Source organism: Lentibacillus halophilus (genome assembly GCF_055395055.1).
In genome coordinates this window covers 955,059-974,888 of the sequence record NZ_AP043750.1, presented here as the reverse complement: position 1 = coordinate 974,888, position 19,830 = coordinate 955,059, and the positions used below count along the sequence as shown (strand labels likewise).

Annotated in this window: 24 protein-coding genes; 1 reads left to right on the top strand and 23 read right to left on the bottom strand. The window is 44.4% G+C overall.

The annotated features are described in order from the left end of the window. Window positions 1-55 precede the first annotated feature (55 nt). The 15 genes from pth to metG all read right to left on the bottom strand — a co-directional run bounded on the left by pth (window position 56) and on the right by metG (window position 13,910). A complete protein-coding gene (gene pth, locus ACZ5Q7_RS04510; RefSeq protein WP_343752227.1) occupies window positions 56-616 on the bottom strand; it encodes an aminoacyl-tRNA hydrolase in 561 nt (186 codons plus the stop codon). Window positions 617-754: 138 nt separating this feature from the next. Further along, the gene (locus ACZ5Q7_RS04505; protein WP_343752225.1) at window positions 755-1,390 is read right to left on the bottom strand and encodes a 50S ribosomal protein L25/general stress protein Ctc; all 636 of its coding nucleotides are present in this window, start codon (window positions 1,388-1,390) and stop codon (window positions 755-757) included. A gap of 118 nt (window positions 1,391-1,508) precedes the next feature. Continuing rightward, window positions 1,509-2,462, bottom strand: coding sequence for a ribose-phosphate diphosphokinase (locus ACZ5Q7_RS04500; RefSeq protein ID WP_343752224.1), 954 nt, complete (start codon window positions 2,460-2,462; stop codon window positions 1,509-1,511). Window positions 2,463-2,477: 15 nt separating this feature from the next. Continuing rightward, entirely contained in the window at window positions 2,478-3,857 is a 1,380-nt protein-coding gene (glmU, locus tag ACZ5Q7_RS04495) for a bifunctional UDP-N-acetylglucosamine diphosphorylase/glucosamine-1-phosphate N-acetyltransferase GlmU (RefSeq protein ID WP_343752222.1), read from the bottom strand. Between the two features lie 191 nt (window positions 3,858-4,048). Next, on the bottom strand, window positions 4,049-4,339 hold the full coding sequence (spoVG, locus tag ACZ5Q7_RS04490; RefSeq protein WP_343752221.1) for a septation regulator SpoVG: 291 nt from the start codon (window positions 4,337-4,339) through the stop codon (window positions 4,049-4,051). A 129-nt stretch (window positions 4,340-4,468) separates the two neighbouring features. Continuing rightward, on the bottom strand, window positions 4,469-5,287 hold the full coding sequence (purR, locus tag ACZ5Q7_RS04485) for a pur operon repressor (protein WP_343752219.1): 819 nt from the start codon (window positions 5,285-5,287) through the stop codon (window positions 4,469-4,471). A gap of 71 nt (window positions 5,288-5,358) precedes the next feature. Next, entirely contained in the window at window positions 5,359-6,216 is an 858-nt protein-coding gene (ispE, locus tag ACZ5Q7_RS04480) for a 4-(cytidine 5'-diphospho)-2-C-methyl-D-erythritol kinase (RefSeq protein WP_343752217.1), read from the bottom strand. A 188-nt stretch (window positions 6,217-6,404) separates the two neighbouring features. Next, window positions 6,405-6,575, bottom strand: coding sequence for a small, acid-soluble spore protein, alpha/beta type (locus ACZ5Q7_RS04475; protein WP_343752254.1), 171 nt, complete (start codon window positions 6,573-6,575; stop codon window positions 6,405-6,407). A gap of 173 nt (window positions 6,576-6,748) precedes the next feature. After that, window positions 6,749-7,009, bottom strand: a complete 261-nt coding sequence (gene veg / locus ACZ5Q7_RS04470; protein WP_343752215.1) for a biofilm formation stimulator Veg — start codon at window positions 7,007-7,009, stop codon at window positions 6,749-6,751. Between the two features lie 207 nt (window positions 7,010-7,216). Then, window positions 7,217-8,089 (bottom strand): sporulation peptidase YabG, encoded by an 873-nt coding sequence (gene yabG / locus ACZ5Q7_RS04465; RefSeq protein WP_343752213.1) that lies wholly within the window; start codon window positions 8,087-8,089, stop codon window positions 7,217-7,219. A gap of 129 nt (window positions 8,090-8,218) precedes the next feature. After that, complete coding sequence (rsmA, locus tag ACZ5Q7_RS04460; RefSeq protein WP_343752211.1) at window positions 8,219-9,094, bottom strand: 16S rRNA (adenine(1518)-N(6)/adenine(1519)-N(6))-dimethyltransferase RsmA; 876 nt, start codon at window positions 9,092-9,094, stop codon at window positions 8,219-8,221. Continuing rightward, a complete protein-coding gene (gene rnmV, locus ACZ5Q7_RS04455) occupies window positions 9,066-9,653 on the bottom strand; it encodes a ribonuclease M5 (RefSeq protein WP_343752209.1) in 588 nt (195 codons plus the stop codon). Before rnmV ends, rsmA begins: the two co-directional genes overlap by 29 nt. A gap of 67 nt (window positions 9,654-9,720) precedes the next feature. Beyond that, window positions 9,721-10,941, bottom strand: a complete 1,221-nt coding sequence (locus ACZ5Q7_RS04450) for a ubiquitin-like domain-containing protein (protein ID WP_343752207.1) — start codon at window positions 10,939-10,941, stop codon at window positions 9,721-9,723. A gap of 225 nt (window positions 10,942-11,166) precedes the next feature. Beyond that, the gene (locus ACZ5Q7_RS04445) at window positions 11,167-11,940 is read right to left on the bottom strand and encodes a TatD family hydrolase (protein ID WP_343752205.1); all 774 of its coding nucleotides are present in this window, start codon (window positions 11,938-11,940) and stop codon (window positions 11,167-11,169) included. Between the two features lie 14 nt (window positions 11,941-11,954). Further along, on the bottom strand, window positions 11,955-13,910 hold the full coding sequence (metG, locus tag ACZ5Q7_RS04440; RefSeq protein WP_343752203.1) for a methionine--tRNA ligase: 1,956 nt from the start codon (window positions 13,908-13,910) through the stop codon (window positions 11,955-11,957). A gap of 274 nt (window positions 13,911-14,184) precedes the next feature. Between metG and ACZ5Q7_RS04435 the strand changes: the two genes are divergently transcribed. After that, window positions 14,185-14,469: an AbrB/MazE/SpoVT family DNA-binding domain-containing protein gene (locus ACZ5Q7_RS04435; protein ID WP_343752202.1), complete on the top strand. Its 285-nt coding sequence runs from the start codon at window positions 14,185-14,187 to the stop codon at window positions 14,467-14,469. Window positions 14,470-14,598: 129 nt separating this feature from the next. Here the strand turns inward: ACZ5Q7_RS04435 and rsmI are convergent, their stop codons facing one another. The 8 genes from rsmI to tmk all read right to left on the bottom strand — a co-directional run bounded on the left by rsmI (window position 14,599) and on the right by tmk (window position 19,826). Next, complete coding sequence (rsmI, locus tag ACZ5Q7_RS04430) at window positions 14,599-15,474, bottom strand: 16S rRNA (cytidine(1402)-2'-O)-methyltransferase (protein WP_343752200.1); 876 nt, start codon at window positions 15,472-15,474, stop codon at window positions 14,599-14,601. Next, a complete protein-coding gene (locus ACZ5Q7_RS04425) occupies window positions 15,452-15,745 on the bottom strand; it encodes a GIY-YIG nuclease family protein (protein ID WP_343752198.1) in 294 nt (97 codons plus the stop codon). Before ACZ5Q7_RS04425 ends, rsmI begins: the two co-directional genes overlap by 23 nt. Next, window positions 15,735-16,478: a tRNA1(Val) (adenine(37)-N6)-methyltransferase gene (locus ACZ5Q7_RS04420; RefSeq protein WP_343752196.1), complete on the bottom strand. Its 744-nt coding sequence runs from the start codon at window positions 16,476-16,478 to the stop codon at window positions 15,735-15,737. Before ACZ5Q7_RS04420 ends, ACZ5Q7_RS04425 begins: the two co-directional genes overlap by 11 nt. A 132-nt stretch (window positions 16,479-16,610) precedes the next feature. Next, entirely contained in the window at window positions 16,611-16,955 is a 345-nt protein-coding gene (yabA, locus tag ACZ5Q7_RS04415; RefSeq protein ID WP_343752194.1) for a DNA replication initiation control protein YabA, read from the bottom strand. Window positions 16,956-16,969: 14 nt separating this feature from the next. Continuing rightward, window positions 16,970-17,797: a PSP1 domain-containing protein gene (locus ACZ5Q7_RS04410; RefSeq protein WP_343752193.1), complete on the bottom strand. Its 828-nt coding sequence runs from the start codon at window positions 17,795-17,797 to the stop codon at window positions 16,970-16,972. Between the two features lie 6 nt (window positions 17,798-17,803). After that, window positions 17,804-18,790, bottom strand: coding sequence for a DNA polymerase III subunit delta' (holB, locus tag ACZ5Q7_RS04405; protein WP_343752191.1), 987 nt, complete (start codon window positions 18,788-18,790; stop codon window positions 17,804-17,806). Between the two features lie 59 nt (window positions 18,791-18,849). After that, window positions 18,850-19,179, bottom strand: coding sequence for a cyclic-di-AMP receptor (locus ACZ5Q7_RS04400; RefSeq protein WP_343752189.1), 330 nt, complete (start codon window positions 19,177-19,179; stop codon window positions 18,850-18,852). Next, window positions 19,176-19,826 carry a dTMP kinase gene (tmk, locus tag ACZ5Q7_RS04395; protein ID WP_343752188.1) on the bottom strand — a complete coding sequence of 217 codons (651 nt, stop codon included), beginning with the start codon at window positions 19,824-19,826 and terminating at the stop codon, window positions 19,176-19,178. The genes ACZ5Q7_RS04400 and tmk overlap by 4 nt, the downstream gene beginning before the upstream one ends. Between the last annotated feature and the right edge of the window lie 4 nt (window positions 19,827-19,830).

Sequence of the window (19,830 nt, the reverse complement as noted above, 5' to 3'; positions counted from 1 at the left end):
ACATAACCTATCCTAAAGTTTATCCGAAAAGCGTATTGTTATACTATATGCAGAATCAGCGATTAAATTCATTCATCACTTCGGGAAAAGATTGCTCCATCCATGACTCACACGCATCAGCCGCCATCCGAATGCTTTGTACCGCATGTTGTCTTTCATCTTTGGTAAACGGGCGCAGAACATAATCAACAACAGGCATGGCATTCTCCGGTCTTCCAATCCCGATCCGCAGCCGGTTAAACTCTTTGGTACTCAAATGATCAACAATGGAACGGATACCATTGTGACCACCGTGACCACCCTTTTGCCGCAGACGAATCTTACCCGCTGGCAAATCAAGATCATCATGGATAACCAGCAAATCGTTCATATCAATATGGTAATAATCTGTAAGTGGACGAATCGATTCACCGGAAAGATTCATGTATGTTTGCGGCTTCAACAAAATGACTTGTTCACCGTGAAGTGTCTCCACCGTTGATTGACCGTTAAATTTATCCTTTTTTACTTTCCACCCATGCCGCCGGAGCAATTCATCAATCACCATAAAACCGACATTATGCCGTGTCTTATCATATTTTCGTCCAAGGTTGCCCAATCCAGCAATACATTTCATGTTGCTTCTTCCTTTAACAGTATATTTATCAAGCGATCCAATAATAAAGCAAAACCCTCCTATCCCATTAGGAGGGCCTCTATATTTCCTGGTGGGAAACAGTATGCTTGTTTCGCTGTACTGCTTCTTTAAAACAGCTTATTTCTCGTCATCGTTTTCGGAACCGCCAACCAGATCCGGCTCAGCCTCCTCATCAGCAGGAGCCTCGTCGGTCTCTTCCACCGTATCCGGTGGTACAACCGTGGCAATCGTTGTTTCATGATCCTCAAGGAATTCATAAGCCGATGATTCAGGCAAGTCAGCAATGGAAATCGTATCGCCTATATCTAAATCGGATATATCAGCAGAAATCTGTTCCGGAATGTCAGCAGGTTTCGCACGTACTTGCAATTCAAATAATGGCTGTTGCAAGACACCGCCATCTTTGACACCTTTTGCCTCTCCGTCCAGATGCAATGGTACTTCCACATCCATTTCCTCGGCCATATTAACGATATAAAAATCCGCATGCAGCACATCATCCCGCAGCGGTTCCAATTGATAGTCATGAAGCATAACATTAACCGGTTCGTCATTTTCCACAGCAAGCGAAATAATCGCATTCCTTCCTTCATCCCGTACCGTTTTCGTCAAATCAACACTGTTGACCGTTATCGTTTTGGACGCTTTATCTTTTCCATAGACAACGGATGGGACATTGCCATTTTTTCTGATTTGCTTTGTTACTGATTTAGAAAGGTCTTCTCTTTTTTCTGCTTTTAATATCACTGCCATATTTATCACCCTCCATTAGTTGAGAATCCTGTTTGCATTCATGTTTATTAATGCGGTAAATGTTTCAGTAACACTCCCCATTAAAACATAATTCGCACCATTATACAAAAGTCACCCGTTAATCAAACAGCATGCTGACCGACTTCCGCTCATGTACACGGGTTATTGCTTCACCGATCAGCGGAGCAACGGATAGTTCGGTGACCTTTTCACTGCGCTTTTCCTCAGGAAGTGGAATTGAATTCGTTACAACTAATTCTTTTATTTTGGAATCATTTATTCGATCTATGGCCGGACCTGACAGCACCGGATGTGTACAGCATGCATACACTTGTTCTGCGCCATTTTCCACCAGTGTATTGGCCGCCAGTGTAATGGTACCCGCTGTATCAATGATGTCATCAATAAGTATCGCTGTTTTGCCTTCAATATTTCCGACAATATTCATGACTTCCGCAACGTTGGGGCGGGGTCTGCGTTTATCAATAATACCAATCGGTGCCTTAAGACGGTCGGCCATCTTTCTGGCACGAGTAACACCGCCATGGTCGGGGGAAACAATAACGAGATCGTCAAAATTTTTCGCCTCAAAATAATCAGATAAAATGGGCACACCCTGCAAATGATCGATTGGTACATCGAAGAATCCCTGTATTTGGGGTGCATGCAAGTCGAGCGTGATCACACGGTCCGCACCGGATGATTCAAGTAGATTGGCCACAAGTTTCGATGTGATCGGTTCTCGTGACCGTGCTTTACGATCCTGCCTGGCATAGCCGTAATACGGCATAACAAGATTAATGGACCTGGCTGACGCACGCTTGAGCGCATCGACCATAATCAAAAGCTCCATTAGATGCTGGTTAACAGGTGACGAGGTAGACTGGACAACGTATACATCGCAACCACGGACACTTTCTTCGATGTTAATTTGAATTTCTCCGTCACTGAATGTTTTAACTGTGCATTCACCCAAATGGGTACCAATATGACTTGCAATATCTTCAGCAAGCTCCGGGTTGGAATTGAGTGAAAACACCTTCAATGCTGGATCTTTATAGCCAGATGCCATGGAAAAAACCCTCCGTTAGTCCTTTTTTTGATTCTTGATTCTGGATACATAACCTTCTTTATTGGTCTGCCTTGCACGGGCAATGGACAATGAATCCTCAGGAACATGATCCGTAATGGTTGATCCGGCAGCGATGTAGGAGCCTTTCCCCACCGTCACCGGTGCTATCAGATTGGAGTTACAACCGACGAATGCATCGTCTTCAATGGCTGTCACATGTTTATTATTTCCATCATAGTTAACGGTGATCGTTCCACAGCCGATGTTGACCCGACTGCCGATATCTGCGTCGCCGATATAGCTCAAATGAGGAACTTTGCTCTTATCTCCAAGCGACGATTTCTTCACTTCCACAAAGTTGCCGACTTTCGCTTCGCTGCCGACTGATGTTTCCGGTCTTATATGAGCGTATGGGCCGGCCTGTACCCGGTCACCGATATAGCTATCTTTTGCGACACTTTGGCGGATAAGAGCGGCTTGTCCAACAGAGCAGTTGTGAATCTCGGTATGTGGTCCTATTTCAGCATCGGATTGGATCACGGCCTTTCCGGTAATAATACAACCGGGGTGAATGAGAACATCCGGCTCCATAACGACATCCGGTCCGATGTACGTGTTATCCGGGTCAATGAGTGTCACGCCATTTCGCATATGTGTGTCATTGATGCGCCGTTTCATCACTGTCTCAGCATGAGCCAGCGCTTTTCGATCATTAATGCCCAGCGTCTCTTCAAAATCGGACGTCTGGTAGGCACCCACCGTTTCACCGCGATTTTGCAATATTTCAATGACATCCGGCAAATAATATTCCCCTTGCGCATTGTCATTGGAAACATGCTGAAGCGCGTCAAAAAGCACTTTGTTATCAAAACAGTACGTTCCCGTATTGATTTCATCGACCGAACGTTCATGATCGTCCGCATCCTTTTCTTCAACAATCCGTTCCACTTCATTCCGCTCATCCCGAATAACTCTGCCGTATCCTGCAGGGTTTGGTGCTCTGGCTGTCAAAACGGTTGCTTTAGCACCAACGTTTTCATGATAATCAAAAAGCATGCGATATGTTTCACTTGTAATCAACGGCGTATCTCCGCATACGACAATCGTTGTTCCATTTTTATCTTTCAGCAAGTCCTCCGCCTGCAATACGGCGTGACCGGTGCCCAGCTGTTCTTCCTGCAAAACCAGCCGGCTGTTATCATCGATGTATTCGGCCACATCATCCGCACCATGCCCTACAATCGTCACCATTTCATTCGGTTGTATAGCATTTAATTGACCGATGACATGCTGCAACATTGGACGCCCGGCAACCGGATGAAGCACTTTATACAGCTTTGACTTCATTCTGGTTCCTTGTCCGGCAGCAAGAATGACGGCATATCGTTTCGCCATGAGGAATCCTCCATTCTGAATATCCATTATGAATATATCTTAAACCAGAGCGAATTTCAATCCATAGGCATGGCCAGTAGCAAGTAAACAAGCATAAATATAAGAGCATAGGACGAATAGAACAGGTCATTTCCCCGACTGAAAAAAAGAAGACTAACCTGGCAGCAGATTAGACTTCTTGTTTCATTCATTCAGGAAGCACCAGCTTCTTCGTAATTTTCCTCTGTTTCCCCGGCAAGACGATACTCACCCAGAACAGCATCTTGTATCTTGCCACGGGTTTTCGAATTAATTGGGTGGGCTATATCCCTGAATTCGCCATCCGGTGTTCGCTTGGAAGGCATCGCCACAAACAGTCCGTTATTGCCATTAATCACACGGATGTCATGTACGACGAACTCGTCATCCATAGTGATCGATGCAATAGCCCGCATTCTCCCTTCCGTATTCACGCGGCGTAATCTGACGTCCGTAACTTCCATGATGTTTCACCACCCTTTCCCTTTGTGCTTACCAACTCTAATTCAACAAAAAAGTAAGAATTCCTGCCTATTTTTAAAAATTTTATCAATTGGATTAAAAATCTTCCTCATAAAAATGAGAAAGACCTTTTAGGAGTAGGGTGAAATATTTCCGGGAACAGCCGTTATACGCTGATGTTTCCCATCAGCCTCTGTAATGTTAACAAGTGACTTATAATGATCCACCATCCGCTCATCTTCATCATCTTCCGCTTCAGCAAGCACCCCGACGGCACTCACGTTGGCATTGAATTCATCCAACAAATTGATCATACCATTAATCGTTCCGCCGGCTTTCATAAAATCATCAATAATGCAAACATTGGTATGTTCCTGCAGACTTCGTTTGGGTAGAACCATCGTCTGAATTTTTTTGGATGAACCTGATACATAATTAATGCTGACCGACGATCCCTCAGTCACCCGCGGATCCCTTCTTACAATAACAACCGGTACATTCAAAACAGATGCTGTCGCATAGGCAAGCGGGATACCCTTGGTAGCAACAGTGACGACCACATCAATGGCTGAATCGTGAAACGCCGTTGCCAAAATACGCCCGAGATAATTAACCATTTTGGGATCACCCAAAATATCACTCATGTATAAATAGCCGCCGGGTAACATGCGCTCTGGATCTTCCAGCATTGTGCACAGTTGTCTGATAAAGGCCATGCTGTTCTCTTCCGAAAGTTCCGGGATGAATCGAACGCCGCCGGATGCACCGGGAAGCGTCTGCAAATAACCTTTTCCCTCGGCACGCATGACCCGATCAATGATATCCAAATCCTCACTGATCGAGGATTTTGCTGCTTTATACTGCTCACCAAACACCGGAAGAGACGTATGTTCCCGTGGATTTTCCAAAAAATAATGCATTAATGAAACCAAACGATCGCTTCTTTTCATATGGACACCTCACGCTTATAACCGTATATTTTAAGTAAATATATCATTAATGTACGTATTTTTTCAAGTTTTTAGCGCTGATCCAACAGCCGCACGATATAAACAGCATCACAAAAACCGCGCAGGCCATTATACACTCGTCTGGCTCTGCTGAAGGGTCGGACCAATCCAGCAATCACCGGGCCGCTTCCACTCATAACTGCACCGGCTGCACCATTGGCAAGCATCTTCTCTTTAACCCGGGCCACTTCCGGGTGCATGGAAAACGTAACGGGCTCCAACGTGTTCCCGACACTGTCGCAAAGATTTCGGAAATTCGCCTCTTCCAGTGAACGAATGACATCTGCGGTCGGTTGATGTTTTAGGTTGTTCAGGTTCAACCTAGGAAAAACATGTCTCGTGGATATCCCCATATCCGGCTTGGCAAGAACGACATAACAAGCAGGTGGTGATGGCAGCGGATGAATAACCTCGCCACGTCCGGTTCCAAGGGCAGTCGTTCCAGTCATGCAAAAAGGCACATCCGAACCAAGACGTGCACCTAATTGGGTCAATTCGGCCCGAGAGGCACCGACTGACCACATTTGATTGAGGCCACGCAAAACCGCTGCCGCATCACTGCTCCCACCACCAAGTCCTGCTGCCACCGGTATGTTCTTTTTTATATTTATCCGGACCCCTTTTGTCAGATGATACTGTTGTTTAAAAGCTGCTGCCGCCTTATAAGCAAGATTTCGCTCGTCATCAGGGACATATTGGCTGTCTGCCGATACGTCAATGACATCACGGTGACGTTCATGGAGCTCTAAGATATCGGTTAAGTCAACACTGGTCATAATCATTTTCACTTCATGAAACCCATCCGTCCGTTTTCCGAGGACATCAAGGGATAAGGTGATTTTAGCCGGAGCCTTTTCCAATAACACCATCAGCGTCCTCCTCTTTATGACAACGTTCATTTCCTGAGTCAAATTCTACCTTTTACCAACGCCTTAAAACTAAATGGCATTATATCATATTCAAAAGGCGGCTGCGACTAGCGTTGCATCTATGGACGCCCACAACTTTTCAGAACATTTAAAAGGCAAACCCTTAACCGAAGGGTTTGCCTTTATTGTTACATGTTCGATTGCTGCTCGGCTATTTCAATTGCCCGTTTCACCATATTTCCGGCATCTTTTGCGCGAATGCCTCCCCAGCCTTCCTGCTGCACGGTGTCGTAAAACCCTAACTCTTTAGCAATTTCTTCTTTCAATTGGTCGGACATTGCTCCGCCTCGTCTGCCCAACAAAGAACATCCCCTTTCAACAAAGAGTCTTTACGACAGTTATAGTTTATGGTGACGACAAAGAAGAAACACCCGTTAATTATAGGCAAATAAGGAAATCATTAAAATGTATATGTACAGTACGTTCCGGTATGATTTCCGACAGAAGGACAAAAATAAGCAGCAAACCTTGTTTACTGCTCGGCCAGCATAACTCTCTCATCCTGAAAGTTCAGTTCCACTGTTTCCGTCAACACGTCGGCATAGCTATAAGAAACACGTTCGAATGCATTTTCGTCCTGATCCAGTTCAACAATAAAAACAGCTGGGTACGTTTCCGCTAGTACACCATAGCGTTCAATCGTTTTTCTCCTCCCGCCGTTAGCTTTCAGCTGCAAACGTTTGCCGACCTGGCACTCCAGACCTTGTTTGATTTCGATTAATGTTTTTGCCACTATACTCCACCTCACTCCTAATTATATTAGCATATACCGAATTAAAAGTCAAATAAAACTTATTATTATATCAGCATAGCTTTTTATGTGTCAATAACTAAAACCATTTTCTTTATTTAGTATGGCAAAAAAGTAACAAAATATGTATGACACGGTTAGTCCGAAGTGATCCTTAGACAGGAACAACACAATGATCGTTCCTGTCCGTCAGTCGTCTTCCTCCTCATTATATATATAAGGGATTCCGGTACGCAGCAGTCCTTTCGTTTCAATTCCACCCATACCCTTTTCTCCAGTCATCGTGTTCCGGAGTGTTTCCCATACGCCAACCTTTTCCATAAACGGGGTATATGCAATTTTAGCGGCAACATAAACCGGATCCAGAGCGTGAATGTTAATACGCAAAGGTGCACTCGCAAAATTAGCACCGGCTTTAATTAGTGATTCAAAATGAGATTGGCATGCACCTGCAAATATGACCACATCATCCAAATTGGGATAATTGTCTCGGATTGCCCGGACCGCTTCAGCAAAATATTTGGAGTTCCGGTAGGCGCGCAATTCTTTTTTCATGCCTTTTTGACTGGAATAAGCGTCATGACCGGTGATTACAATGATATTCGGTTGGATTTTATCCACGAGTTCGGGAATTTCATGCGGCATATCTTTCTCATGAAGATGAACACCATGAACCTGCAGACCAATCCGATTGTACAATTCTATACATTTACGAAGATACATGCGGTCTCCATCGATATGCAGCACTTTAGCCGGAAGCTGAAAGAAACGTCCTGTATATTGATACCCATTTGTTGTCTGGTACTCCCGTTTGTCCTTCATCAGTTGATAATCCTGCCGGAACAAACGATAAGAAAACTCCTCCTGATCCTTTCCCTGCTTTTTTCGCCGTTCCAAATCCCTCTTCCCGACTTGAACCAAATCACCCAAAGAGGCATCTGCGATAAGACGGACATTTTCACCATACAACAGGGCATTATCCCCGGATACAGATGCAATGCGGAACAGCAAATCATGATTATACGATTGTCGTGTTACCATGTCTCCTGCTGAAAAACTCATAAAGCCACCTCACAGCCTCTCAACGGATCAAGTTCCTTATCTGCAGACTATGACCGATGGGCCTAACTTGTGCCTAACATATAAAAAGCGATTGCATGTGGATGAGCAATCGCTTTTTTGTGACGCATATTAGAATGTACGGTATAAGACGTTGGCCAGAGCCGCAAACTCCTCCATTGCCAACGATTCCCCACGCCGCTGGGGGTCAATGCCGGTATCCAGTAACACGTCTGAAATCATTTCTTTGTTCACCGATGTACCGAAATAGTGCCGTAAATTGTTGCGCAACGTTTTTCGGCGTTGCGCAAAACAAGCTTGGACAACGGAAAAAAAATAATCTTCGTCATCCACCTTAACTGGTGGTTCCGTTTTTTTCGTCAATTTCAGCACGCTGGAGTCCACATTCGGCGATGGCATGAACACACCTTTGGGGACATTCATAACGACTTTTGCATCGGTATAATACTGAATCGCAATAGTAAGCGACCCATAAGCTTTGCTGTTAGGCCCGGCTGCCATTCGCTGAGCAACCTCTTTCTGAATCATGACCGTAAAACTGGAAACAGGTAAGTCTTCGCGCAGCAGTTTTATTAAAATCGGTGTTGTTATGTAATAAGGCAGATTAGCAACAACATGCACCGGCTGATTCTCATCAAAATAGGTCTCCATCATCGCGGAAACGTCGGCTTCGAGTATATCCTGATGAATCACCTTTATATGATTATAGTCTCGCAGTGTATCATTTAGAATGGGAAACAACCGGTTGTCAATCTCATATGCGACAACTGTTTTCGCTACTTTGGCAAGTTGTTCCGTCAAAGCACCAATGCCCGGCCCAACTTCAATCACACCGGACAATTGATGGATGTCTGCCTTTTGTATAATATGCTGAAGGATCGTCACATCAACGATAAAGTTTTGTCCTAAACTTTTTTTTACCGAAAAGCCGTGTTTTTGAAGTATGTCAGCTGTTCGTTTAGGTGTTGCTATTGGTTTTTCGTTCATTATCTTCCTCCTGCCGTACCCGATTCATCGCTTGGTTGAATTGATGTTTGGATATGCGGAACATGGACAGTCGCTTCAGCAGCTGTTTGCCATTTGTATGACCGATATGCAGCAGTGCACCGAGACGTTCCCGTCGGCGGGCAGCTTCCGGCGTTCCAATCAGCCCTTCTGCGATCAAATCGTCTCTTGTAATGGACACCGGTTCATCTTCAGTCAATGTATACACATTTTGCAACGCTTGACGGAGTGCAGCCGGGGATGCATGTTCAATTCCGATACTTTTTCCATTCTCATTTTTTGCACGGGCATCATCCTGTTGTAAAAATGCGTGTTTGCATCCGTCAACGGCATTGGCAACAATATGGCGGATCCGGCTTCCCGGATAATCCGGATCGGTAAAAATAATAACACCACGCTTAGTTTGTGCATGCCTTATTTGATTTATAACCGACGTTTTGACAGCTGATCCGTTTGTTTCAATCGTATCAGCGTTAACAGCTTGCTTTAGTTTTGCTGTATCGTCACGTCCTTCAACGACAATAACTTCCTGAATTTTCACGTATAATCCTCTTCCCAAATAGTATGCTCCTGTCACTATATCATGACAGGAGCTGTTTTCCTATATATTAATCAAGTATCTTAACTTTGACAGTTTTCCGACCAAAAGCACTTGCTGCCGACTGAGTCGGAACATGCAGGTCAATCCGATTCCCAACGATATTGCCGCCCGTATCACCTGCAACAGCCGTTCCATAGCCTTCCACCCATACTTTCGTACCCAGTGGAATGACACTTGTATCAACAGCTACAACCTTCTTGTTCCGGTTAGCGTTCAGATTAATCCCTGTAGCAGTAACACCCGAACAACCGGAACAATTTGCTGAATAAGCAGTTGCATTCATATACATGACTTCACCATCGGCGTTTTTATTTTTACTGTTGTTATCGGAACTACTTTTGGCAGACAATGTCGTCAGATTCTGTCCTTTCGCCTTGGTTCCAATAGCGACAATCCGATCTTTACTCTCGCGCTGCACGTTTTTGTCAATCAAATCCCGATCGACTGTCTCCCCATTCTTTTTGGTCACTTCATACGTTTTAGTGACCAAACCTTCCTGACCGTCAGCAATAACATTTTTTTTGCCTTTTTCCAGGCTGCTGTCATTGCGTTTTTTCACTTGGTAATCCACCGATTCTGTTACGTTTTTGGTGACTTTTTTCATACGGGTGATGGTTACGGGTGTGTCTTTTTGGACTTTTTCACTTTTAGCAGGAGTCACTTTATCCAATTTATTAAGTTCTATGTCTTGATTATTCAATAACTGTTGAACATTTCCACCATTCGTCCAGACTTTTTCTTTACTCCCGCCATCATTAACCATAACCTGAAACGCCTTATCGATTTTAATGGTCGTGTCATTATCAATCGATGCGTCTTTTTTACGGGATGTGTCATCACGGTCATTAACTTGAATATTTTCATCCTTAAAGAATTCCCCAACTGTATCACTTGTGGTAAAGTACGTTTCTTTTTCACCATCAATGAGCACGGTAACTTGATTCGCTGCATCGTATGTAACAGTCATATCATTTTTAATTGCTGTATCTAATTCATGGGATAGATCATCATGTTCGTCATACGAAATTCCTGCTTCGGCAAGTAATTCTTCTACGTCTTTTGCATGGGTATTAATCGTTTGCTTTTCACCGTTTTCAGCCAATGTCACTTCAGTTTTTGACATTTCAAACACAACGAATCCGGAAAAAGCAAGCAGGATGGCAATGCCTGCACCAGAGACAATCTGTTTCCACATACGCTTTGGCACAAGCTTTGAAATGAATCGCATATTTAAATGCCTCCTTTCCATACGACTCTGATTATAGTAACCATCCTATGCATTTACAACGAAATTTCAATTACGTTCTATTTACGTTTAAATTACAAATAATGACCATTCAATGACACCGTCGTTTCCAATCTGATTCATGAGCAACCTTGTTTTCCCGCTGCATCATAAAAAAGAGACTGACCAATGCTGTCAGCCTCATCCATTTTCCTGTTATGCAAAATATCAGGAGTCACCTATTTTCAATAACTTAAACGCATTTTCAGTTGTCACACTGCTCAATTCATCAAACGACATACCCCGGAGTTCGGCAATTTTCTCAGCAACCAGTTTAACGTAAGCCGGCTCATTTCGCCTCCCCCGGTTCGGATGTGGTGCGAGAAACGGTGCGTCGGTTTCCACAAGCAGCCGGTCAATTGGAACTTGGACGGCGACATCTTTTGGCATGGTCGCATTTTTGAACGTAACCGGGCCACCCAGAGATATGTGAAAATTCATATCGAGAAACGTCGGTACGTATTTGGCGTCATCGTTGTAACAATGCATGATGCCGCCAACATCCTTTGCGTTTTCCTCTTTCAGCACATCGATAATATCCTCCGTTGCCTCTCGGTTATGAATCGTGATCGGCATGCCAACTTTTTTGGCTAGCGCAATCTGTCTGCGAAAAACATCTTTTTGCACATCTTTTGGCGATTTATCCCAATGATAGTCGAGACCCATTTCACCAATGGCGACAACTTTCGAATGCTGGGTGAGGTCCTCGATCCATTCCAGGTCTTCATCGCACATGTCAATGGCATCGACCGGGTGCCAGCCGACAGCGGCATAAATCGTTTCATACTGTTCGGCCAGTTCCAATGCGAGCGGAATCGTCTCGCGGTTAAAGCCAACGACGATCATATACGCAACACCAGCATCAAACGCGCGCTGGATGGTTTCCTCCCGGTCATCAACAAACTGTTCGACATTTAAATGCATATGTGTGTCAACTAACATAGAATCACTCCTTCTTATTTCACAACAGATCCATTCGGCAGTGATTGATCGACCGATGCCAGTACAAGCCGTCCGTTGTTATCCTCGCCGCACAAAATCATGCCTTCGGACATTTGCCCGCGCAATTTGGCCGGTTTCAGATTGGTCAGGCAGATGACTTTGCGCCCGATTAAGTCATCGGGGCTGTAATGATCAGCGATACCTGATACAACCTGACGCTGATCCGTTCCGACATCAATCTGCAATGTCAGCAGTTTATCCGTCTTTTCGACTGGTTCGGCTTGAAGAATTTCGGCCACACGCATATCCAATTTCATAAAATCGTCAATGGCAACGTCGTCCTTCTGTTCCGGAACGGCTTCGTCTGGCGATTCTTCCTGTTGTTGAGGTTTCTGCATCATTGCTTTGATGGCTTGAACTTCTTTGTCATTATCAAGGCGAGGGAAAATCGGATTCCCTTTTTGCACGGTTTTGCCTCCCAGCACACCGTCATCACGAATGCTGTCCCACGTTTGCAACGCCTCATCCTGAATACCGAGCTGGCGGAAGATTTCCACTGGCGCTTCGGTTAAAAATGGCTGCAGCATAATGGCGATTTTGCGAAGTGATTCCCCGAGATGGGCCATAACATTGCCGAGACGATCATTATTTGCATTATCTCTGGCAAGTATCCATGGCTCAGTTTCATCAATGTATTTATTCGTGCGACTGATTAGTTCCCAAAGCGATGAAAGAGCCACTGAAAACTGCATGTTGTCCATGGCTTGCTCCACTTTTTGAGCCGTTTCCGTCTGAAATGCCTCCAGCGATGCCTCCACTGTTGTCTCGGCCGATATGTAGTCAGGTATGTTGCCATCGAAGTATTTGCTGATCATGGCAATCGTTCGGTTCAGCAAGTTGCCGAGGTCGTTGGCAAGATCATAGTTAATACGTTCCACAAACCCTTCCGGAGTGAAAACGCCATCGGAACCAAACGGAACTTCACGCAGCAAGTAATAACGCACTGCATCCAGGCCGTATACATCAATCAACTTAGAAGGATCGACAATATTCCCTTTTGATTTCGACATTTTTCCGTCTTTCATGAGAATCCAGCCGTGTGAAAACACCTTTTTCGGCAATGGCAGATCGAGTGCCATAAGCATAATCGGCCAATAAATGGTGTGAAAACGGACAATTTCTTTACTCATTAAATGAACATCAGCAGGCCAATACTTCTGGTACCGTTCGTCATCATCCGTACCGTATCCGAGAGCTGTAATGTAGTTTGTCAATGCATCGATCCATACATAAATAACATGCTTCGGATCACCCGGTACTTTGATACCCCAATCAAAGGTTGTCCGCGAAACAGCCAAATCTCCAAGTCCCGGTTTTATGAAGTTATTCAGCATTTCATTTTTCCGTGCTTCCGGCTGAATAAACGACGGATTTTCCTCGTAAAAGGCCAAAAGCCTGTCCACATACTTGCTCATCTTGAAGAAGTACGACTGTTCTTTCACCTTCTCTACCGGATCACCGCAGTCCGGACAAGCGCCGTCATCAAGTTGTCGTTCGGTAAAAAACGATTCACATGACGTGCAATACCAGCCTTCATATTCATCAAGATAAATATCACCCTGCTGTACTAGCTTATCAAAAAGTTGCTCAACGATTTTCTTATGCCGGTCTTCGGTCGTCCGGATAAAGTCGTTGTTCGTTATCTTTAGTTTTTTCCATAAATCCTGGATACCACTGACAATGTCATCAACATATGCCTGTGGTTCCATTTCTGCTTCTTCCGCTTTACGCTGAATTTTCTGGCCATGCTCATCCGTCCCCGTCAGATAAAAAACATCGTATCCGCGCAGCCGTTTATAACGTGCCATCGCATCACCGGCAACCGTTGAATACGCATGACCTATATGCAGGTTGCCGCTCGGATAATAAATCGGCGTCGTTATATAAAATGTTTTGTTTTCATTAGCCATAGCTTTCCCTCCTTACAACATGGTTCCCATTGTAGCTTCTTTTTAATGCTTTTCCAAATATAGATACATTTACCTTCATACGCGTTATTTTATCAAAAAACACATCGATTGTTTAGTTAAACTAATTTTCACATTTATTTTTTACATTTCGCACCATCTTTGTTGACATTGGGTTGAAAGGTTGGTATTATGTTCCACAAAGCAGATGTCGAAATGTGGTGAAAAATGTTAGATACGATGCTTTGCAATTCGAGCATGGAGGGGAGAATAAACAATGAAGTCAACTGGAATTGTACGGAAGGTCGATGAACTTGGCCGGGTTGTACTGCCGATTGAATTGCGCCGTACATTGAATATAAATGAAAAAGACCCTTTGGAGATATTTATTGATGATGATCAAGTGATACTGAAAAAATATGAGCCAAGCACAACTTGTCAAATTACCGGAGAGACGTCAGATGATAATTTATCATTGGCGAATGGAAAAATTGTCCTTAGTCCGGAAGGGGCAGAAGAGTTGATTTCAGAAATTCGTTCACGGTTAAATGATGATGGGTAAATCAGCAATCCATTTGCTGTTTTCCATAGAATGTTCGAAAAGCGGCTGACGCATTGATTAAACAACGTTAGCCGCTTTTTTTCGTGCGCAGACATGACCATTAGCACAGCCGTTCAGCGTAATATAACATCAGCCATCAATATGAAACGCTTGGTATACGACACGTTTGGCGAGATTCCGATCGACTGCTGTCCGCTTAATGGCTTCCTTGCTTGTCAGCGTATCTGTTTCCATGTAACGGTTCACGTGCTCAACGATGGATAGATCGCTCCACCACACGTTATCTGTTTCGATCACGTCACCAGAATTACCTTCAACCACTAGGCAGCATTCTCCCTTGAGTTCCACCGTTTCAGCCCATTCAATCAATTCTTCTACTGTCCCTCTGGCATACATTTCAAACGTTTTTGTCAATTCACGCGCCACAGTCATCCGGCGATTGCCGAAGTAAGTCAGCAATGTTTTCATGGTATCCTTCACCCTATACGGTGATTCATACAACACCACTGTCGCCTGCATACGCTTCAGCCGATTGAATGCGGCCTTCTTCTCTTTTGTCTTCCGCGGCAAAAATCCGTAAAATAGAAATTCCTCAGCGGGCAGCCCAGAACCAACGAGAGCACATAACGCTGCATTGGCACCAGGCAAAACGATCACCGGATGACCGGAATCTATTGCTGTTTGCACCAATTCCTGACCAGGGTCGGAGACGGATGGCATCCCCGCATCACTGACAACAGCAATGGTATCACCTTTTTCCAGGCGGGCCAGCAGTTCGTACCCGCGGTTCGTTTTATTATGTTCATGGTAACTGACAAGCGGTGTGGATATATCAAAGTGGTGAAGAAGCTTTCTGGTATGTCTCGTGTCCTCTGCGGCAATCACATCTGCTGTTTCGAGTGTTTTCAGCGCCCGTATGGTCATATCATCCAGATTGCCAATCGGGGTGGGAACAACATAAATCGTGCCACCTGTTTCTCCATCAAAACTCTTCTGAAGTTGCATACTGCATCACTTCTTTCAACTTCTCCCTGATCAGTTTCACTTTTTCCTTACGGGAAAGCTGCTTCACTTGATATTCCCTCTGAAGTGCTTCCTCTTTCGTTGCCAACTTTTCCACAAACACAACTTGAAATGGTCCGCGTCCCCGAGTATACTTAGCGCCCTTGCCGTCTTCATGCATGGTCACTCTGTTTTCCAAATCATTGGTGTAACCTGTATAAAATGTATCATCACCACATTTTAAAATATAAACAATATGTTCATTATTTTCCATATATTATTCCCTCAGCTTCCTTCGTATACGTGTTATCTGCATGATAAATATATAATGGAGGCAACATCGTCAGCCCCGCATTGCCGTCTCTAGTTCCTTCCACCAGCAGCATATTCGCTTCACGGCCGTACTTTGGATAGATAAACCGGACACGTTTCGGTTCAATCCGGTATTGACGAAACGAGACAATAATATCCACCAGCCGGTCGGGCCGGTGAACCATGGCGACCTTTCCTCCCGGGCGCACATGCAGCTTACAAGCTTTTACGACATCATCAAGTGTACAGTATACTTCATGCTTTGCAACCGTCATATGAACATTCTCATTATGTTCAGTGACAGCAGGGGTCGGAAAATACGGTGGATTGCATGTAACTACATCAAATGCTGAGTGGCCCAATTCCGTTTTCATTTCCTTCAGATCCCCGTGAATCATGGTCAGCCGGTCCCCAAGCTGATTTAATGCTACACTCCGCTTGGCCATATCCGCCAGTCGTGACTGAATTTCAACACCCACGATGGAGGCATTGGTACGCCGTGACAGCAGCAATGGAATGACACCGTTGCCTGTACATAAATCAAGAATATGGCCTTTTTTAATCGGTACATACGCAAAATGTGCCAGCAGAACGGCATCCAATGAAAAAGAAAATACATGGGAACTTTGTATAATATGCATATCTTTCTCCGACAACAAGTAATCCAGTCGTTCATCATCATTGATTGTCTTCATGCGTCACATCCATTCAAGGTCATGTCATTGTCATGATACAAAAACTGTCTCTTATCGATGGGGAGACAGCTTGTTGCGTGGTTGCAAATGTTTGCTTTCTCAAGCGTTTAAAACAAATGATATCAATCGTCATCATTTGGCTTTATTCAGAAATTCAAGACAGAACAGACAATCTTCTTCGCGTCTTGGTGTGCCAAAGTGAACATTGCATATGTGAAACCCTTCTTCATACAATCGGGCCAGATTGTCATAGCCTTCCCCCGGAATATCTTTGGTTTCCGATGGCTGTTTGGTATCGTCCGGTGGATCTCCCATTTGTTCCAGACGACTGCGCAAATAGTGATTCTCCATTTCCAACCGGTGTTTCTCCTCCAGCAAATCGCTCAATTTGCCTTTCAGATCACCCAGTTGTTCATACAGTTGACCGATTTGTGTTTCCATATCAGAAACCTGATCAAAAATTTCCCTCTTGAACACGCTTACTCACCCCACTACTCTGTGGCTTGCGCTGCAATAATGCCTTCATCAATCATTTCATCCAGTGTATACTCAATCACGCGTTCGTTTTCTGGTATTTCAATCTGAATGACCCGTTCCAAAATGTTCAACCCGACCACCTTACCTGCTCCGTATGGTGTCGTAATCGATTCGCCCATATCCGGTAATTCACGTTTGGCCGTTTCATAATCTTCGTTTTCATATTTCAAGCAACACATCAGACGGCCGCACAGTCCTGAAATTTTCGCCGGATTCAGCGACAGATTTTGGTCTTTTGCCATTTTTATAGAAACCGGTTCAAAATCCCCTAAAAACGTGGAGCAGCAAAGCAATCGACCGCATGGGCCAACACCGCCCAGTTTTTTAGCCTCATCACGAACACCAATCTGCCGAAGTTCGATACGTGTTTTAAATTCAGCAGCCAAATCCTTTACGAGATTGCGGAAATCAACCCGACCATCAGCCGTGAAATAAAAAATAATTTTATGGCGGTCAAACGTGTATTTCGCCTCAACCAGGTTCATATCCAATTCATGTTCTTTCATTTTTTGCGAACATGCTTCTTTAGCTTTATCAGCCATTTCCTGGTTCTCCAAGACAGTGCGTTTATCCTCTTCCGTGGCTACACGAATGACCTTCTTAAGAGGTAGAATCACATCTTCCTCATCAACCTGTCTATTCGTGATGACAACTTTGCCGAATTCAATTCCGTGAGCCGTCTCAACAACAACGTAGCTATCAGTTTCGATTTGCTCGCTGCCCGGGTCAAAATAATATATTTTACCCACTTTTTCAAAACGGACACCAATTACTTCAATCACTGTCTATCACTCCTGTATGTGAACGGCGAGCTGCTCCATCACAAGTGTCGGATTGACATTCTGCTTGAGTTTGCGTTTGGCATCAAGCAATCGATTCAATATATCCAGTAATTTTTCCTGTGAAAAGAACATCACCAAGTTTTCCAGTTTTTTATCATCATTGGAAAAAACAATCAAATCATCTCTTCCGGCATGGACGTACACCACATCTTTGAATGCTAGTATCAACAAATCCAAACCCAGTTCCTGCTGAGTGCGCTCTTTGAAATGCGGCAACCACTCATGGTGCAGAAATAGAAACAAATCGTCCTTTTCATTCATGATTATTTCTATTAATTGTACCATTCGTCTTCGCGCCTGCGCAAACCAGTCATCCTCACTCATCGACATGGCTTCATCCAAATTGTTTGTGATAGCACTTAATAACACGGCGGTTTGCCGGTTAATGCCATGCTCGACCAATTGGTTTTGAAAAGCCTCCGGATGAAGTGGTTTCAAATCGATCATCTGACATCGTGAGCGAATCGTAGAAAGGACTGCTTGGCTATTTTCAGTCAGCAATACGGCCGTTGTCTGTCTGCCCGGTTCCTCTAAAAACTTCAGGATCCGGTTGGCAGCGTTTTGTGTCAAAGTCTCCGCGCTTTCAATAACGTAAAACTTCCGGTCCGACTCCAAACCAGAATAAGTAAATTCCTTTTGCAAGTGTTGTATCTGCTCTTTCCGAATTGATTGACCGTCCGGCTTCATCCAATGGACATCCGGATGATTTCCTGATGCAATTCGTGTACACGCACGGCACTCCTGACATGGTTCAATACCATTTAGTTCCTGACAAAAGACCGATTTGGCAAGCAACAGGGCGATAGCACCTTTTCCGGTTCCTCGTTCTCCCTGAAGCAAATAGGCGTGGGAAATGCGGTCTTTTGCAATACTATTCGTCATCATCTTGCTTGCCAGCGGCTGCACAGCAGATACTTGTGACCATGTTTCCATTCTCTCATTCCCTCATTTTCAAACGGCCTGTATCAATGAACCAACAGCGATCCGTATGGTTAAAATTGCATAAAATCCTCGACCGGCAAGATAAATACGGTGGCACCGCCAACCTCAACTTTAACCGGTTTAGGGATATAGGAATCCGCATTGCCGCCCATTGGTGAAATAGGCGCCACCATTTGTTCACGCTTGGAACAATTATCACGGAGAATGTCTAATGCGTTATCGACATACTGATCTTCACAGCCAATCATCAATGTTGTATTTCCTTCCTTCAAAAATCCTCCAGTTGTTGCCAATTTCGTTATTTTAAAATCGCCCTCACCCAACACATCGACAAGTCGGTTGGTATCTTTATCCTGAACCACCGCGATCACTAATTTCACTGTTCTTCCTCCTCTATTTTGGTTTGTAAACCTGTCAGCAACTGCTGCATAACATCAGCCTGAACCACCTCATATGGCTGATCGGCATTAATAACCCTGAAACGGTCTGGTGATTGTGATACGAGCACATGATACGCTTCGTAAACCTGTTCATGAAACCATCTATTCTCGAGGTCCAATCGATTTTTTTCTCTGTTTTCATTCGATGCAATACGCGCCAGTCCTTTGGCCGGCTCAATATCAAAAAACAAGGTTCTATCCGGAAAGGCATGTTGAATGGCAAACTCGTTAATTCGATAAACATCATCCATACCAATTCCTCGCGCATAGCCTTGATAGGCGAGACTGCTGTCAATGAACCGGTCACAGAGAACAACCTTTCCTTCCTGAAGGGCAGGGAAAATCTTTTCCACCAAATGCTGTCTTCGCGCAGCTGCATAAAGCAGAGCTTCCGTCCGTGCATCCATGGTTGTGTGGTCGTTACTAAGAATCAGCTGACGTATTTTTTCAGATAGGTCAATACCGCCCGGTTCACGGGTTGTAAGCACATCATATCCCTGATTGGACAGCTGGACAGCTGCTGCGTTAAGAATGGATGATTTGCCGGCACCTTCACCACCTTCAAATGTTACAAAATATCCGTTCACATGT